The sequence below is a fragment of the Shewanella sp. Isolate8 genome, assembly GCF_022398495.1.
GTDB classification, from domain to species: Bacteria; Pseudomonadota; Gammaproteobacteria; order Enterobacterales; family Shewanellaceae; genus Shewanella; species Shewanella aquimarina.
This window is the reverse complement of sequence record NZ_JAKEVI010000005.1, coordinates 62,188-78,321: the sequence shown is the minus strand read 5'-3', so window position 1 is coordinate 78,321 and position 16,134 is coordinate 62,188. Positions and strand designations below refer to the sequence as shown.

Annotated in this window: 15 protein-coding genes; 9 read left to right on the top strand and 6 right to left on the bottom strand. The window is 53.3% G+C overall.

All coding sequences use genetic code 11. The annotated features are described in order from the left end of the window. Nucleotides 1-34 precede the first annotated feature (34 nt). A complete protein-coding gene (locus L1D43_RS18165; RefSeq protein ID WP_239853866.1) occupies nt 35-682 on the top strand; it encodes a glutathione S-transferase family protein in 648 nt (215 codons plus the stop codon). Here the strand turns inward: L1D43_RS18165 and L1D43_RS18160 are convergent. Together L1D43_RS18160 and hemG (L1D43_RS18155) are read right to left on the bottom strand one after the other, a co-directional pair. After that, nucleotides 679-1,218: a thioesterase family protein gene (locus L1D43_RS18160; RefSeq protein WP_239853865.1), complete on the bottom strand. Its 540-nt coding sequence runs from the start codon at nt 1,216-1,218 to the stop codon at nt 679-681. The genes L1D43_RS18165 and L1D43_RS18160 overlap by 4 nt on opposite strands. A gap of 115 nt (nt 1,219-1,333) precedes the next feature. Beyond that, entirely contained in the window at nt 1,334-1,867 is a 534-nt protein-coding gene (gene hemG / locus L1D43_RS18155) for a menaquinone-dependent protoporphyrinogen IX dehydrogenase (protein ID WP_239853864.1), read from the bottom strand. 272 nt (nt 1,868-2,139) lie between these two features. Between hemG (L1D43_RS18155) and L1D43_RS18150 the strand changes: the two genes are divergently transcribed. Continuing rightward, the gene (locus L1D43_RS18150; protein ID WP_041509627.1) at nt 2,140-2,445 is read left to right on the top strand and encodes a metalloregulator ArsR/SmtB family transcription factor; all 306 of its coding nucleotides are present in this window, start codon (nt 2,140-2,142) and stop codon (nt 2,443-2,445) included. A 21-nt stretch (nt 2,446-2,466) separates the two neighbouring features. On the opposite strand, the gene hemG (L1D43_RS18145) is transcribed toward L1D43_RS18150, so the two are convergent. The 4 genes from hemG (L1D43_RS18145) to pepQ form a co-directional block, all read right to left on the bottom strand. After that, nucleotides 2,467-2,994, bottom strand: a complete 528-nt coding sequence (hemG, locus tag L1D43_RS18145; protein WP_239853863.1) for a menaquinone-dependent protoporphyrinogen IX dehydrogenase — start codon at nt 2,992-2,994, stop codon at nt 2,467-2,469. Further along, the gene (locus L1D43_RS18140) at nt 2,994-4,451 is read right to left on the bottom strand and encodes a TrkH family potassium uptake protein (protein WP_239853862.1); all 1,458 of its coding nucleotides are present in this window, start codon (nt 4,449-4,451) and stop codon (nt 2,994-2,996) included. The genes hemG (L1D43_RS18145) and L1D43_RS18140 overlap by 1 nt, the downstream gene beginning before the upstream one ends. A gap of 140 nt (nt 4,452-4,591) precedes the next feature. Beyond that, complete coding sequence (locus tag L1D43_RS18135; protein WP_239853860.1) at nt 4,592-5,206, bottom strand: YigZ family protein; 615 nt, start codon at nt 5,204-5,206, stop codon at nt 4,592-4,594. A gap of 14 nt (nt 5,207-5,220) precedes the next feature. Beyond that, nucleotides 5,221-6,543: a Xaa-Pro dipeptidase gene (pepQ, locus tag L1D43_RS18130; protein ID WP_239853858.1), complete on the bottom strand. Its 1,323-nt coding sequence runs from the start codon at nt 6,541-6,543 to the stop codon at nt 5,221-5,223. A gap of 306 nt (nt 6,544-6,849) precedes the next feature. Here pepQ and fadB point away from each other — a divergent pair, with 306 nt between their 5' ends. The 7 genes from fadB to L1D43_RS18095 all read left to right on the top strand — a co-directional run bounded on the left by fadB (nt 6,850) and on the right by L1D43_RS18095 (nt 15,991). Further along, the gene (gene fadB, locus L1D43_RS18125; RefSeq protein ID WP_239853857.1) at nt 6,850-9,000 is read left to right on the top strand and encodes a fatty acid oxidation complex subunit alpha FadB; all 2,151 of its coding nucleotides are present in this window, start codon (nt 6,850-6,852) and stop codon (nt 8,998-9,000) included. 21 nt (nt 9,001-9,021) lie between these two features. Beyond that, nucleotides 9,022-10,185, top strand: coding sequence for an acetyl-CoA C-acyltransferase FadA (gene fadA / locus L1D43_RS18120; RefSeq protein WP_239853856.1), 1,164 nt, complete (start codon nt 9,022-9,024; stop codon nt 10,183-10,185). Nucleotides 10,186-10,539: 354 nt separating this feature from the next. Beyond that, entirely contained in the window at nt 10,540-11,028 is a 489-nt protein-coding gene (locus L1D43_RS18115) for a GNAT family N-acetyltransferase (protein ID WP_239853855.1), read from the top strand. After that, the gene (ybaK, locus tag L1D43_RS18110) at nt 11,012-11,476 is read left to right on the top strand and encodes a Cys-tRNA(Pro) deacylase (RefSeq protein WP_239853854.1); all 465 of its coding nucleotides are present in this window, start codon (nt 11,012-11,014) and stop codon (nt 11,474-11,476) included. Before L1D43_RS18115 ends, ybaK begins: the two co-directional genes overlap by 17 nt. A 133-nt stretch (nt 11,477-11,609) precedes the next feature. Then, complete coding sequence (gene tusA / locus L1D43_RS18105) at nt 11,610-11,855, top strand: sulfurtransferase TusA (RefSeq protein WP_041509619.1); 246 nt, start codon at nt 11,610-11,612, stop codon at nt 11,853-11,855. A gap of 166 nt (nt 11,856-12,021) precedes the next feature. Further along, nucleotides 12,022-12,462, top strand: coding sequence for an MOSC domain-containing protein (locus L1D43_RS18100; protein ID WP_239853853.1), 441 nt, complete (start codon nt 12,022-12,024; stop codon nt 12,460-12,462). Nucleotides 12,463-12,805: 343 nt separating this feature from the next. Then, on the top strand, nt 12,806-15,991 hold the full coding sequence (locus tag L1D43_RS18095; protein ID WP_239853955.1) for an amidohydrolase family protein: 3,186 nt from the start codon (nt 12,806-12,808) through the stop codon (nt 15,989-15,991). Nucleotides 15,992-16,134 lie beyond the last annotated feature (143 nt).

Sequence of the window (16,134 nt, the reverse complement as noted above, 5' to 3'; positions counted from 1 at the left end):
CTTATCGGTTCTGGGCAAGTGGGAGGTGCATTTGATGGAACTGTTTTACCATCCCCTGTCACGATATTCCCAGAAAGTCTTGATCGCCCTATACGAGAAACAAGCTAACTTCTATCCCAGGGTGATAGAGCTGAGCGATCCCTTTTCCCGCAACGAATTTAAACAGCAATATCCCCTGGGGAAATTACCCCTGCTCAAGACACGTACCGGTGAGCTCTTGCCAGAGTCCAGCATCATCATCGACTACATAGACCATGAATTTTCTACCGGCACAAGGCTGCTGCCACAGGATTACCCACAGCGCCTACAGGTGCGCCTGTATGACCGTCTCATCGATAACGACCTGAATAATCCCCTCTACCTGCTGGAGCAGATGGATGCACGAGAAGAGGAAAATCCGCTCAAGGCGAGACAATTAGAGAAGGAGATCATGCTGCTTCTAAACGAGCTGAACGACAAGTTAAGAGAGAATCACTGGCTCTGTGGCGACGCCTTTACCCTGGCAGATTGCGCGCTGATCCCTTGCCTGAATCACGCCAGAAACCGCTTCAAGCTGTACCAGTTAGATCCCATCGACAGGTACCTGAATCAGGCTAACACTCGAGGTGCCTGGATCCAGGTACAGGAAGAGATAGAGTTAACCAGCGCCGCGGTGCAGGCGGGTTTTCGCCCCATCCCCTAATTGGCAGGTAAATTACGCTCTTTCTTCAGCGTGAGGAAGGCTTTCCACTTCTCGACTTCCGGCGGCAAGCTCGGCGCTGGGCCGCCGAAGCCTGCCTCCTTCAGCATATCCGGAATCGGCACCTGTTTACGGTTGTTCACGAATACGCCGCGCACATGCACGATACAGTGGAGCGTGTCGTCGCTGACGAAGCGCTGCTCGATATAGAAATATTTCTCGTCCCACCCCACCAGGCGGCTCTCGATATCGAAACGACGCAGCGGTTTGATGTCGCGGATATAGGTAAACTCGGCGGCGTTGACTATAGGTAGCCACTTGAGCTTCAAGAAACGTTTCAGTAGCCCCATCTCGGCCAGCATATAGGTGCGAGCCAGATCCATCAGGGCGGGATAACGTGAGTTGGTCAGATGCAGGTTGATGTCGCAGTCCATCGGCAAGGCGCGATAACTGATCTTACTCGTACCCAGAAAATCGATACTCCGGCAATGGCGCACCCGCCAAAACATCAACCAAAACAAACGAAAATAGAGGTTCATCTCACCTGGCTCCCTTAAATGAAGGGCAAAGGCTACCAGAGGTCTGACCAGGTGACAAGCAAGATCGCGCCAAGGCAAGGGCTGTTGTCAGGGCGCGATGAACGGAGAGTAGAGACTAATCCTTGAGGGTTAACAGGTGCTCAGCATATAACTTAACGTCTTCCCAGTCGGTGTAATCGATCACCGCCTTGGGATCGGTTGGGCCGTCGGTGATCTTCATGATCAGCTGGATCATCCACCTGTCATACCAACGCCAGGAGGGGTAATCCACCTTACCGGCGATCACCTTGACATCATCAGGCTTCCAGGGAGAAAGCTCGATAAATTTCTGCAGATACTTGTTGTTCTCGGGGATCCGCTTCTCTGGGTTACGGGCCACCACGTTGACACTAAAGAAGCTGTTTGGCTTGGCCGCCAACTCGGCCTGATAGCGGGTCACAAATTCGAACACTGACTTGTGGTAGCTACCATAGAGCACACAGGCACCTACGGCGACGTAGTCGTATTTTTCCCAATCTATACGCTCAAACTCGCCAATGCGCAGGGCATCACAGCTATGTCCCAAGGTGTTCAGGTGCGCCGCCATCGCTTGGGCTATCTTGGCCGTATGACCGCCGCGAGAGTAATAAACAATTAGTACTGAGGCCATAAACGACTCATCTGTATTGGAAAAGAGAGTCACATTGTTGCAGCAAAGCGCGAGAGAAACCTCAAATTGGATCACAATTTAGTTAAGGTTTTTGTGAAATACACCACCAATTGGATATTTAACTCGGGGTAAAATAACTACAAAATTATGAGCAATCCTAAAAGGACACAGGTCGGCTCTCGTTGAGTTACCCAGGCTGGCTGAGTATCATTGCTTTCACTTTCCCATTCAATTAGAATAATCTAATTAATAGAGTACAAGAGAGTTGCCGTATGCAAAAAGATATTGATGTAGATGCAATGGTCACCAATGCCCAGAGCGCAGCCAAGTGGCTAAAGGCAATAGCAAACCCTTATAGACTGATGATCTTGTGCCAGCTACTCGACAATGAACTGAGTGTGACCCAGCTGAATGAGAACGTGCCCCTGAGCCAGTCGGCGCTGTCACAACACCTGGCGGTATTGCGCGCAGAAGACTTGGTAGCGACCCGTAAGAGCTCACAGATCGTCTACTACACACTGAAGAACGAGCAGGTCACCGAGGTGATCTCCATCCTCTACAAGCGTTACTGCGCATAAGCCCTGGGAAGATGAAAGCCTTTAACGTTCGCTAAAGGCTTTCGCAAACTCCTGCACCTTATCCCAATCGGTAAATTCAAACGTGCCCGAGGTATCTGTTGGGCCCTTGGTGATCCACATGATGAAACGGATCATGAACTTATCGAAGAATCGATACTTGGGATAATCTATCTTACCGGCAAACACCCCCAGCTGCTGCGGCTGCCACAGCGTCAGCTGCAGAAACTTCTTCATGTAGGGATTGGTTTCCGGCGTGTTCTTCTCCGGCTTTCTCGCCACCACGTTTACGGTAAAGAAGGCATTCTTCTTGCTGTTTAACACGGCTCTGTGACGATTCACATACTGGAACAGCTCGGGTCTGTGTTTACCGTAACGAATGCTCGCCCCTATGAGGACCTTGTCAAAATAGGACAGGTTGACCGACTGTGCCTCTTCCAGGCTAACCATGGTCACCAGCTGATAGTCCGATTTGCACTGCTCGGCAATCCGATCACAGATGGCTTTCGTCTGACCGTCTACGGTCGAATAGATAATTAGGGTACGACTCATTAATTCTTCCAAAATGTCGGTGTAAACAACACCAATAAGGTAAACACTTCCAATCGGCCGAATAGCATGGCCACCACCAACACCCACTTCTCGCCATCGCCTATGCTGGCATAGTTACTGGCGACCTCACCCAGCCCAGGCCCCAGGTTATTCAGACAGGCCGCGGTGGCGCTGAAGGCGGTGATATTATCCATGCCCAGCGCCATCAGGATCAACATGCAAACCACAAAAACGAGGGCGTAAGCAGAGAAGAAACCCCACACCGCATCTATGATGCGATCCGGTAGCGCCTTGCCATTAATGCGGATGGAGAACATGCCCCTTGGATGTACCAGGCGTTTGAGCTCTCGGGAGCCCTGCAGCAACAGCAAGATCATCCGCATCACCTTGATACCACCCGCGGTCGAGCCACCACAGCCACCGATAAAGCTGGAGAAGATCAGCAGCATGGGCAAAAACAGCGGCCACATGTGGAAGCTTTCGGTGCCAAAACCGGCCGTGGTAGAGATAGACACCGCCTGGAACAGGGCGAAGTCGAAGGTCTCCTCGGCGCTGTCATAGATGCCGGTATGGTAGAGGGTCGCGAAACAGATCAGCGTCAGCGCCAGCTGGATCACGATAAGCGCCTTAAACTCGGCGTCTCTCAGGTAAACCTTGAGGTTGATGCCACGGCGGGTAAAGGCCGCAAAGTGCAGGCTGAAGTTCAGCGCCGCGATCAACAGGAAGACCACACACACCATGTTAATCGCGGTGCTGTCGAAATAGCCCATGCTGGCATCATGGGTCGAGAAGCCGCCGATGGCGATGGTCGAGAAGGAGTGACAGATGGCATCAAACACATCCATGCCGGCGATCCAATAGGCGATGGCACAGGCAATGGTGAGCGCCAGATAGATATACCAGAGCGCCTTGGCGGTCTCCGCGATTCGCGGTGTCATCTTACTGTCTTTCACCGGCCCGGGGATCTCCGCCCGGTAGAGCTGCATGCCCCCGATCCCCAGCACGGGCAAGATGGCCACCGCCAACACGATGATCCCCATGCCCCCCAGCCATTGCAACAGGTGGCGGTAGAAGAGGATCGCCTTCGGCAGGCTATCCAGCCCCACCAGCACGGTCGCCCCCGTGGTGGTGAGCGCCGAGAAAGACTCGAAGAAACTGTCGGTGAGCGAGAGATCGGGCTGACTAGAGAAGATAAAAGGCACGGCACCTATGGAGCCCAGCACGCCCCAGAAGAGCACCACCAGCATGAAGCCTTCACGGGTACGCAGATCCTTCTTGTGGCGTCGGTTGGGATACCAGAGCACGAAGCCGAGCAACAGACTGAGAAAGAAGGCCTGCAGAAAGGCGGTGCCTCCGCCATCTTTGTAGATCACGGCAACTAGCGCTGGCGGCAGAAGCGACAAAGAAAACAGCCCCATGAGCAGGCCTGTAATTCTTATTATGGTTCTATATTGCATTAGGGCGTTTTTATTATTCCGTTTGCGAAGACGCACTGGCGCATTCTCGCATAGTTTATCCCGGCAGTTGTATAAAATTTATTGGCACTTTGTGACCCGAGGCAAAAAGCCCTTTGCGAACATGTTAGTCCGCTCCCGAATTAGTCGGAAAACTCCGCCTTAAGGCGTCCCTGGCTTAACGTCGCCAACTCCTGATTGAAACGATTCTGGGTCGCCCTGGGCATCTCGAAACTCAGGCTCACCCTGTCGGTAAATATCTTGTCGCAGATCTGGCCGTCGCAAAGCTCGAGAAAGTGCTCCACATCTTTGAGCTGATGATAGTCACACGCCAGCCTTCCAGGATATCGGATCTGTTTAACCTCTGTCTCCAGCTGTGCCAGCCCCTGTTTAACGCCTGAGCTGTAGGCGCGCACTAAGCCGCCGACCCCAAGCTTGGTGCCGCCAAAATAGCGCACCACAACCGCGCCTACCTCGCCTATCCCGGCACCTTGCAGGCTCGCCAACATAGGGCGACCGGCGCTGCCAGAGGGCTCACCATCATCGCTACTGCCTATGGCCACATTATTGCCCGGCGCACCGGCGATAAAGGCATAGCAATAGTGATTCGCTCCCGGATACTCCAGCTTAATGTTAGTAAGTGCACACTTCAGAGATTCTTCAGACGGGCAGTGAAAGAGAAAAGAGATAAAGCGGCTATGCTTTATCTCTTCTTCTATGGTGATCGGCTGAGCCGGAATGGGATAACTCTCGCTCAAAAACGCCTTACCTGTTAACCATGCAGACCCAGATCACGGGTCATATTCTCGTTACGATCGCTATGGACAATCACGTTGTCTTCGATACGAATGCCACCGAAAGGACGCACCTGATCCACCATAGCCCAGTTAATCGACTCGGCGCGGCCATCCTGCTTAAACTCGTTGAGCAGGGTATCTATGATGTACAGGCCCGGCTCTATGGTCAGCACTTGGTTGGCCGCCAATGTACGGGTGCAACGTAGAAACGGATGCGCATCAGGCGGCGCAATATGCGTGCCGCGCTCATCGTGGAGGAAGCCCCCCATATCATGCACCTGTAAGCCCAACATATGCCCCAGGCCGTGAGGGAAGAAGGCGCTGGTGATCCCCTGCTCTATCAGTCCCTGCACATCGCCTTGCACCAGCTTGAAGTTCAGCAGCAGCTGCGCCAGCTTCTCGTGGGTCGCCAGATGCAGATCCACATATTTCATGCCGGGACGCATCATGTCGATGATATCCAACTGTAGCTTGTCCATGGCGGCGATTAGGTCGCCGAACAGGTTCTTCTCAAAGGCATAGGTACGGGTGATATCCGACGCATAACCATGGAAACTGCCGCCGGCATCGATAAGGAAAGAGAGTCGCTGCTTGGGCGACACATGCTCAAGCGCCGTGTAGTGCAGTATGGCCGCATTTTGGTTCAGCGCTATGATGTTGCCATAGGGCACATCGTTCTCACCCATATCGGTCGCGGCCAGATAGGCCTGCTGGATCTCAAACTCGCTGGCCCCCGCATAGAAGGCGCTCTTGGCCGCCACATGACCACGCACACCTATCTCACTCGCCTTGCGCATGCAGGCCAGCTCATATTCTGTCTTGCTGGCTCTGTGATAATGCAGGTAGCTCATTACCGCTTCTGGATTGCGACTGCCAAAGCTGAGTACATCGGCGACATCCAGGTGCTCACCAATATAGGCCCACTCTTGCAGGTTAACCGGCAGAAGATCCGCCACCTTGTCGGCCTTGGTCAGCACTTTAATCTCTATCTCGGTCGTCCAGAAATCATCGGGCAGGTCCGCGACCTTATGCCAGAAATCCACCGGACGATAGAAGATGAGCTGCGGCTTGTCCCGACCATTCACTATCAGCCAGCAGTGGGGATTATCGATAACCGGAAGCCAGGCCTTGAAATGGGGATTAACCTTAAAAGGGTAATCCAGATCATCGAGAAACTGACGATGAGGCTGACCCGAATGAATCACTAAGCCGGCCAACTGCTCTCTTGCGGTGATCTCGGCGACACGCCGGTTGAGTTCGGCAATATGGGCGGGATAAAGGGTGGCTAAGTTTTCCATAATAGGCTTCCTGTTATTCTTTTTCGGCCCCTTCTTTCACCCCTCCCTTTAGCTGAAAAGGTGTAATGAAAAGGCGCTATTTTTAGTACAGCGACTATGATCTAGTGAGTCTAACATAAGGGCAAAAATCCCCCTAATCGAACAAAATTAAACAAGTGTTTAAATTGGGTGTTGAAATTTATCTGATTTAGACGCACACTGAGCAGCAACTGGTCAAATGATGGCCTGCTGTAAGATAGAGATTTTTACCTACGCAATAAGATTCTAATAGTGGGTGGCGCTCTTTAAGCAATAAGGAAGCAAGCAATGATCTACCAAAGTCCTACGATTCAAGTGGAATTACTTGAAGACAATATCGCTCGGCTCTGTTTTAACGCCGAGGGCTCAGTCAATAAGTTTGATCGAGAGACCCTCAATTCTCTTAACGACGCACTCGATGCCCTGACACAAACCCAAGGGGTCAAGGGTCTGATGCTCACCTCGGGCAAAGATGCCTTTATCGTAGGCGCCGACATCACAGAATTCCTGGGACTTTTTGCACAAGAAGATAGCGTGCTACAGGGCTGGTTAGAAGACGCCAACAAGGTGTTCAACAAGCTCGAAGATCTGCCGTTCCCCACCCTGTCGGCCATCAAGGGTTTCGCCCTGGGGGGCGGTTGTGAAACCATCTTAGCCACGGATCTGCGTATCGCCGACACCACGGCGCGCATCGGCCTTCCGGAGACCAAGCTAGGCATCATTCCAGGCTTCGGCGGTACCGTTCGTCTGCCTCGCGTGATTGGTGCAGACAACGCGCTGGAGTGGATCACCACAGGTAAAGATCAACGCCCGGAGGCCGCCCTCAAAGTTGGCGCCATCGACGCGATTGTCGCCCCCGAAATGCTAGAAACGGCAGCGCGCCAGATGCTACAAGATGCCATCGCCGAGAAGATAGATTGGCAGGCCCGTCGTCAGCGTAAGTTGTCGCCACTCACCCTGCCTAAGCTGGAAGCCATGATGTCTTTCGCCACTGCCAAGGGCATGGTATTCAAGGTTGCCGGTAAACACTATCCTGCACCTATGGCCGCCGTCGAGGTGATCGAACAGGCCGCCAAGAGTGAACGTGCTGAGGCACTGCAGGTAGAACATCAGGCCTTCGTCAAGCTGGCCAAGACAGACGTGGCCAAGGCGCTTATCGGCATCTTCCTCAACGATCAGTTGGTGAAAGGCAAGGCCAAGAAGGCATCCAAACAGGCAAGTTCGGTTGACTCGGCCGCCGTGCTGGGTGCGGGTATCATGGGTGGCGGTATCGCTTACCAGAGTGCCAGCAAGGGCACGCCTATCGTGATGAAAGATATCAATCAGGCGGCACTGGATCTTGGTCTAAATGAGGCGGCTAAGCTGCTCACCGCACAGATCAATCGCGGCCGCTCGACACCGGCCAAGATGGCGGGTGTACTCAACAACATCCACGCCACCCTGGACTATGACGCGCTCAAGCAAGCCGACGTGGTGGTGGAAGCCGTTGTCGAACATCCTAAGGTCAAGTCGACGGTACTGGCCGAGGTAGAACAAGTCGTTGCCGACGATGCCATCATCACCTCTAACACCTCGACCATCTCCATCAACCTACTGGCCAAGAGCCTACAGAAGCCAGAGCGTTTCTGTGGCATGCACTTCTTTAACCCGGTACACAAGATGCCGCTGGTTGAGGTTATCCGCGGCGAAAACAGCTCTGAAGAGACCATCGCCTCCGTCGTGGCTTACGCCGCCAAGATGGGCAAGACGCCTATCGTGGTCAACGACTGCCCTGGCTTCTTCGTTAACCGCGTACTCTTCCCCTACTTCGCCGGCTTCAGCGGCCTGCTAGAAGATGGCGCCGACTTTGCGGCCATCGATAAGGTGATGGAGAAGCAGTTTGGCTGGCCTATGGGCCCCGCATATCTGCTCGACGTAGTCGGTCTGGACACGGGTCATCACGCCCAGGCGGTAATGGCCGAAGGTTTCCCAGACAGAATGGCGAAACAAGGCAAAGACGCCATAGATGTCATGTTCGAGGCCGAGCGTTTCGGTCAGAAGAACGGCAAAGGCTTCTATCAATATTCGGTGGATCGCCGCGGTAAGCCTAAGAAAGAGGTCGACCCGCTCAGCTATGAACTCCTAGGTAACGCATTCGGCGAGCAGAAGGAATTCAGCAGCGACGAGATCATCGCCCGCACCATGATCCCTATGATCATCGAGACGGTACGTTGTCTGGAAGAAGGCATCATCGCCACGCCGGCCGAAGCCGATATGGGACTCGTTTATGGACTCGGTTTCCCTCCATTCAGAGGAGGTGTGTTCCGCTACCTGGACACCTTAGGTGTCGCTAACTTCGTCGCCCTTGCCGACCAGTACGCCCACCTGGGTGGCCTGTATCAGGTAACCGACAAGATGCGTGAACTGGCTGCCATCAACGGCAGTTACTACCCAGCCTAATCACCCGGAAGGAATAGAATAATGAAACAAGCAGTTATTGTAGATTGCATCCGTACTCCCATGGGCCGCTCTAAGGCTGGGGTATTCAGAAACGTGCGTGCCGAGTCGCTCTCTGGCGAGCTGATGAAGGCGCTGTTGGTACGCAATCCTCAACTCGATCCTAATACTATTGAAGACGTTATCTGGGGTTGTGTACAACAGACGCTGGAACAGGGCTTCAACATCGCACGTAACGCGGCGCTGCTAGCCGGCATTCCGAAACAAGCTGGTGCCGTCACGGTAAACCGTCTGTGTGGGTCTTCCATGGAAGCCATTCATCAGGCGGCTCGCGCCATCATGACAGGCATGGGCGATACCTTTATCGTCGGCGGTGTCGAACACATGGGCCACGTGCCGATGAACCATGGTGTCGACTTTCACCCCGGCCTGGCCACCAACGTCGCCAAGGCCTCGGGCATGATGGGCCTCACCGCCGAGATGCTGGGCAAGATGCACGGCATCACGCGCCAACAGCAAGACGAGTTTGCGGTACGCTCACACCAACGTGCCCACGCGGCAACGGTCGAAGGCCGCTTTGCCAACGAGATCCACGCCATCGAAGGTCACGATGCCAATGGCGCACTGATCAAGGTAATGCATGACGAGGTGATTCGTCCAGAGACCTCACTGGAATCATTGGCGACACTGCGTCCGGTATTCGACCCTGCTAACGGCACTGTCACCGCAGGCACCTCGTCGGCACTGTCAGACGGCGCCTCGGCCATGTTGGTGATGGAAGAAGAGAAAGCCAAGGCATTAGGTCTGCCGATTCGCGCTCGCATCCGCTCTATGGCGGTAGCCGGCTGTGACGCGGCCATCATGGGCTATGGTCCTGTACCGGCCACTCAGAAAGCCTTGCAGCGTGCAGGCCTTACCATGAATGACATAGACCTTATCGAACTCAACGAGGCCTTTGCCGCGCAGTCGCTGCCTTGTGTGAAGGATCTGGGCTTGATGGATCTGGTCGATGAGAAGGTTAACCTCAACGGTGGCGCCATCGCCCTGGGTCACCCGCTGGGCTGCTCGGGTGCTCGTATCTCGACTACGCTAATCAACCTGATGGAAAGCAAAGATGCGACCTTAGGTCTGGCGACCATGTGCATCGGCCTGGGCCAAGGCATAGCAACCGTATTCGAGCGCGCATAACCCGCCACCCGAATATTAGCCTGATAAAAGGAGCGACCGAGTCGCTCCTTTTTTGTTTCACGTGAAACACCAAGACCACACTTCCCTCTGCAAGCCTTTTACGCCTCAAGCGACTAATACCAATCACAGTAAGTAGATGGTCAGAAATAGCGAAGGAAAAACGCGTGAGAACAAGGCCGGATTTTTAGATAAGTAGTTATTCTACAATCAAAAATACTAACGCCGTTATCGCGCATTTTAACAAGCTAGAATGAACAGCTATTTACTACGATTGGTATAAGATAGTTTCTAGCTTTAACTTCGCCACCACTGCTGTAATATCATCATCAGGCGCATGAATTAAGATGGAGGCATATGGACATTATTCGGTTAATCGACAAGCCCGAGGCCATAGGACAAGTGGCTACCTGGTATCACGAGGAGTGGGGACACTTAGGTGTCAATCGCACTCAGGCTGAGTTGACTCATACGCTAAGCCAATATCTGCAACTCTCGGGGATCCCGCAACTCTGGCTCGCCTTAGTCGACGGCCTTCCCGTCGGCGCAATTCAACTCAGATATCAGGAACACCCCGAGTATCCAGTCGATAGCGTGTGGCTAGGTGGCATCTATGTAATACCCGCTAATAGAGGACAAGGCATTGCAAAGAGACTGATAGCCACCGCAGAGCATTACGCATTAGCCTCTGGCGCCGACAGCCTCTATCTGCAAACGGAAGCTAAAAACCTCGCCCTCTATCACAGCCTCAACTGGCGGGTTATCGCTACACTTCCCTACTCAGACCTTTTGGTCAAGGTTATGCGTAAATCGCCAATAAGAGAGAATCATGACACCCGCGACTAAGATGCTCGATAAGGCCAAGATCACCTATCGTCTCCATGAATATCAACACGACGCCAATGCAGGCGCCTATGGCCTGGAGGCCGCCGAGAAGCTCAATCTTGCTACCGAGTTAGTCTTCAAGACTTTAGTGGCTGAACTGGACAGTGGCAATCTTGTGGTCGCCATCATCCCAGTAGATAAGAAGTTAAACCTTAAGCAACTGGCCAAGGCGGCAAAGGCTAAGAAGGCGGCCATGGCAGCACCGGATAAGGTTCAACGTAGTACAGGCTATGTGCTGGGCGGGGTTAGTCCAATAGGACAGAAGAAACGTCTTGCCACCTTTATCGACGTAAGTGCCGAGCACTTGCCCGAGATCTATGTCAGTGGCGGGCGCCGTGGCCTGGATATCGAGCTCACTCCAACAGATCTTCAAGGGGTGACTCAGGCTCGTTTCGTCGCCTTGGTATGATCAGGCCTGTTTCACGTGAAACGTCCTTAAAAGGATCACAAATCCAGGGGGCATGACTTGGCTTAACCGCCCGGCTAGCGTAATATTAGCCCCCTCTATTTCATCCGGTCTCACTTCAATTAAGGTTTACGATATGAGCGACCCTTTTGCACAAGCCCAACACCAACTCGATGCCCTAGGGCTACGTTGTCCCGAGCCTGTGATGATGGTGCGAAAGTCGGTACGTAAGATGAGTGACGGAGAGACGCTGCTGATCATTGCCGACGACCCAGCGACCACACGTGATATTCCCAGCTTCTGCGAATTTATGGATCACACCTTAATCGCCAGCCAGACAGAGTCTACTCCTTATCAGTACCTGATCAAGAAAGGGCTCTAAGCCAGCACTTTCCCTAGCATTCAAGGCTGTAATGCATTCGGCGCAGCCTTATCTGCCAACCTTTTCCCTCGCCACCTAAACTCGCTCGGCACTGTGCCGATTCCCCTTGCCAGCGGTTCGAGTCACGGTTTACACTGAGATTCGGCATTCAAAAGGATTGATAGAAATGGCAAGTTTACAAGGCATTAGCTACAAGGTAGTCAAAGGTGGATCCATGCTGGAAACCTCGGCGGCACTCGTCACCACCAGCACTGGGGTCGCACAAGATGTATTTGGAAAGCCAGGTAAACGTCAGGTCACCCTACTGTCGGCGCAGCAATGGCAAGATGCCTGTCAGACACTCGATACCGAACTCCCCTGGACAACACGTAGAGCCAACTTACTCATAGACGGCATCAGCTTCAGCAAGCAAGACCTAGGCAAGATCATTCGAATCGGCTCGCTCGAACTGGAGATCACCGGCGAAACCGATCCCTGCAAGAAGATGGAAATGGCTTATGCAGGACTCGAGGCAGCCCTGCGTCCCGACTGGCGCGGCGGAGTCACCTGCAGGGTGCTTAACGATGCCGAGATCAGTATCGGCGATAGCGTAGAGCTAGCCGAATAGCTCGGATTAAACGCCCCCCTCTGGCAGCCACCCAGGCTGCCAAGCTATCTACCCTCCCAGGTTAACTTAAGCTTCTACATAGATTGCGACTTAGGCTTCGACTCAGGCCAAAACGCCCCTGTCGTATCAACATTCACTATGCCTCTCGAGCCCGCCAAACTTAAACCGGATTTAAGCCCAACTTAAGCCACCCAGGCTATGCTCACCATTCACCAAATGTCACAGAAATTAGGTTTTACTGTTATTGAATTTATGCGATAACTAGGGCTGATTGTATACAACACTCTCTATGTAGCCACTCTAAGGCGCCCAACCAAGGATAATAATGAAACTGGGAACTCCTATGCTAAAACAAAAATTAACGCCCCTCTGCGCGGCGATCGCCCTCAGCCTTTCCCTGCCCAGCTGGGCGGCAGACAAAGATGCCGACTCAGCCTGGCAGGTGAATGCTCCGACCAAGGCCCCACTGGAACAGGTTAAGATAGACGTTACCGAAGGCACTTGGATGAACGTCAGTGTCAGCCCAGACGGCAAACATATAGTGTTCGACCTGCTGGGTGACATCTATCAGATGCCTATCGAAGGCGGCGAAGCCAAGCCACTGGCTCAAGGCATCGCCTGGCAGATGCAACCCGTCTATAGTCCCGACGGTAAGCACATCGCCTTCACCTCGGATGAAGATGGCGGCGACAATATTTGGGTGATGAATGCCGATGGCACAGATCCTCGCCCAGTCACCAAGGAAACCTTTCGCCTGCTCAACAGCCCAGCATGGAGCCCGGATTCTCAATACCTCATCGGCCGTAAACACTTTACCGGTAGTCGCAGCCTGGGGGCCGGCGAAGTCTGGCTCTATCATGTTGCCGGCGGTACAGGGGTTAAGTTAACCGAACGCCCGAACGAACAGAAAGACCTGGGCGAGCCAGCTTACTCACCGGATGGTCGCTATGTCTATTTCAGTCAGGATGCCACCCCGGGTAAGACCTTCCATTACTCCAAGGATTCGGTCAAAGGCATCTACAAGATCAAGCGCTATGACACCCAGACCGGCGACATAGAGGTACTGATCGAAGGTACCGGCGGCGCGATTCGCCCAACCCCTAGCCCAGACGGCACTAAACTCGCCTACATCAAGCGCGATGGTTTCCAGTCGACGCTTTATTTGTTGGATCTTAAGTCGGGCAAACAGGCCAAGCTTTATGACAAGCTCGACCGCGACATGCAGGAAACCTGGGCCATCCACGGCGTCTATCCAAGCATGAGCTGGACGGCAGATAATGAAGAACTGGTCTTCTGGGCTGGTGGTAAGATCAACCGCCTCGACGTTGAGAGCAAGTCGGTGAAAGAGATCCCCTTCAAGGTGAAAACGGAGCTCGCGGTGCAACCCTCGGTGCGCTTCAAGCAGAATATCGATCAAGACAGCTTCGACGTGAAGATGCTGCGCATGGCACAAGTATCACCGGACGGTGATAAGGTGGTTTACGAGGCACTGGGTAAGCTGTGGATCAAGCGTCTTCCTGAAGGCAAGGTCAGCCGCCTGACTAATTTAGACGATGAGGTAAGAGAGCTCTACCCTCAGTGGTCTCGTGACGGAAAGAAGATAGTCTTCACCACCTGGGACGATGACAAGCAAGGCAGCGTCCGCATCATCAATGCTCGCGGCGGTCGCAGCAAGACACTGACCCAAGAGCCAGGCAAGTATGTTGAACCCACCTTCTCTCCCGATGGCGATCTGGTGGTTTACCGTAAGATTAAGGGCGGTTATATCACGCCGCGCACCTGGTCACAGGAACCCGGCCTCTATGTTGTCGACATCAAGAGCAAAGAAAGCCGCAAGATCACACCCGATGGCTTTCAACCCCAGTTTGGTGCCGACAGTGATCGCGTCTTCTTCATGGATCATGGAGAGACACCTCAGCTAGCCTCGATCAACCTACATGGTTTCCAGAAGCGAGTGCACTACACCAGCAAGCATGCCACCGAATTCAGGGTCTCTCCAGACGGCGAGCAGCTAGCCTTTGCCGAGCGTTTCAAGGTATGGGTCACCCCATTTGCCAAGCATGGCGAGACCATAGAGATAGGTCCTAAGGCCGATAACCTACCTGTCACTCAGCTCAGCGTTCGCGCCGGTGAAAGCATCAGTTGGAACGGCGACAGCTCGCAACTCTACTGGACACTTGGCCCGGAGTTGTACCAGATGGATGTCGACACCGACTATCAGGCCGACGAAAAAGCGCCGACTATCGAACCCAAGATCACTCAGATTGGCTTCGAGAAGAAGGCCGATGTTCCACGTGGAACCATAGCCTTCGTCGGTGGACGCGTGATCACCATGGAGGATGACAAGGTGATCGAAAACGGCGTGGTGATCATCGAGAACAACAAGATCATCAAGGTCGGCGACGCCAACACTCAGGTGCCTAATGGCACCCAGGTTATCGACATCAAGGGCAAGAGCATCATGCCCGGCCTGTTCGACGCCCACGCCCATGGTGCTCAAGGAGAGAATGAGATCATTCCTCAGCAAAACTGGGAGCTGTATGCCAACCTGGCATTGGGTGTGACCAGCATTCACGACCCATCTAACGACACGACTGAGATCTTCGCCGCCTCTGAGCAGCAGAAGGCGGGTAATATCGTCGGGCCGAGAATCTTCTCAACGGGTACCATTCTCTATGGGGCGAACTTACCCGGCTATACCTCGCACATCGACTCGGTAGACGACGCCAAGTTCCATCTGGAGCGCCTCAAGAAGGTTGGCGCCTTCAGCGTGAAGAGCTATAACCAGCCAAGGCGCAATCAGCGTCAGCAGGTGATCGCGGCGGCGAGAGAACTTGAGATGATGGTGGTACCAGAAGGCGGCAGCCTGCTGCAGCATAACCTGACCATGATCGCCGACGGCCATACCACGGTAGAGCATTCTCTGCCGGCGGCCGCCATCTACAGCGATATCAAACAGTTCTGGAGCCAGACAGAGGTTCACTATACGCCAACCCTAGTGGTGGCCTATGGTGGTATCTCGGGAGAAAACTATTGGTACGATAAGACAGATGTCTGGTCTCACCCTCGCCTGTCTAAGTATGTGCCGAGCGATCTGCTAGAGGCACGCTCCATGCGTCGCCCTACCGCACCGGACGGACACTATAACCACTTCAATGTCGCCAGAGTCGCAAACGAACTCAACGACCTTGGCGTGAAACCAAACATAGGTGCCCATGGCCAGCGAGAAGGTTTAGCCGCACACTGGGAGATGTGGATGTTTGCCCAAGGTGGTATGGATAACATGGAGGTGTTAAAGACGGCCACCATCAATCCGGCGGAAACCTTCGGCATGGATCATCAACTCGGTTCGATCAAGACGGGCAAGCTGGCCGACCTGATCGTTATCGATGGCAATCCGCTGGAAGATATCCGAGTAACAGACAAGGTGAGTTACACCATGGTCAACGGTAAACTGTTCGACGCCGAGTCGATGAATCAGCTCAATGGTGACAAGAGCAAACGTAAGCCATTTTTCTTCGAAAATTAAACGTTTTGAATTTTAAAATCTGGCCAATATCTGCCACGAATTTTAATTTCAGAAAAATTTAAAAACAGATCAAAAATGGCCTAAAAGGCAGAAAGGGTGTTTCACGTGGAACACCTTTTTTATATCTTGTATTTACACTCGCC

Coding starts and splice junctions, on each gene's coding strand:
- L1D43_RS18165 (WP_239853866.1), top strand. CDS start 35: ATGGAACTGTTTTACCATCCCCTGTCACGATATTCCCAGAAAGTCTTG.
- L1D43_RS18160 (WP_239853865.1), bottom strand. CDS start 1,218: ATGAACCTCTATTTTCGTTTGTTTTGGTTGATGTTTTGGCGGGTGCGC.
- hemG (WP_239853864.1), bottom strand. CDS start 1,867: ATGGCCTCAGTACTAATTGTTTATTACTCTCGCGGCGGTCATACGGCC.
- L1D43_RS18150 (WP_041509627.1), top strand. CDS start 2,140: ATGCAAAAAGATATTGATGTAGATGCAATGGTCACCAATGCCCAGAGC.
- hemG (WP_239853863.1), bottom strand. CDS start 2,994: ATGAGTCGTACCCTAATTATCTATTCGACCGTAGACGGTCAGACGAAA.
- L1D43_RS18140 (WP_239853862.1), bottom strand. CDS start 4,451: ATGCAATATAGAACCATAATAAGAATTACAGGCCTGCTCATGGGGCTG.
- pepQ (WP_239853858.1), bottom strand. CDS start 6,543: ATGGAAAACTTAGCCACCCTTTATCCCGCCCATATTGCCGAACTCAAC.
- fadB (WP_239853857.1), top strand. CDS start 6,850: ATGATCTACCAAAGTCCTACGATTCAAGTGGAATTACTTGAAGACAAT.
- fadA (WP_239853856.1), top strand. CDS start 9,022: ATGAAACAAGCAGTTATTGTAGATTGCATCCGTACTCCCATGGGCCGC.
- L1D43_RS18115 (WP_239853855.1), top strand. CDS start 10,540: ATGGACATTATTCGGTTAATCGACAAGCCCGAGGCCATAGGACAAGTG.
- ybaK (WP_239853854.1), top strand. CDS start 11,012: ATGACACCCGCGACTAAGATGCTCGATAAGGCCAAGATCACCTATCGT.
- tusA (WP_041509619.1), top strand. CDS start 11,610: ATGAGCGACCCTTTTGCACAAGCCCAACACCAACTCGATGCCCTAGGG.
- L1D43_RS18100 (WP_239853853.1), top strand. CDS start 12,022: ATGGCAAGTTTACAAGGCATTAGCTACAAGGTAGTCAAAGGTGGATCC.
- L1D43_RS18095 (WP_239853955.1), top strand. CDS start 12,806: ATGCTAAAACAAAAATTAACGCCCCTCTGCGCGGCGATCGCCCTCAGC.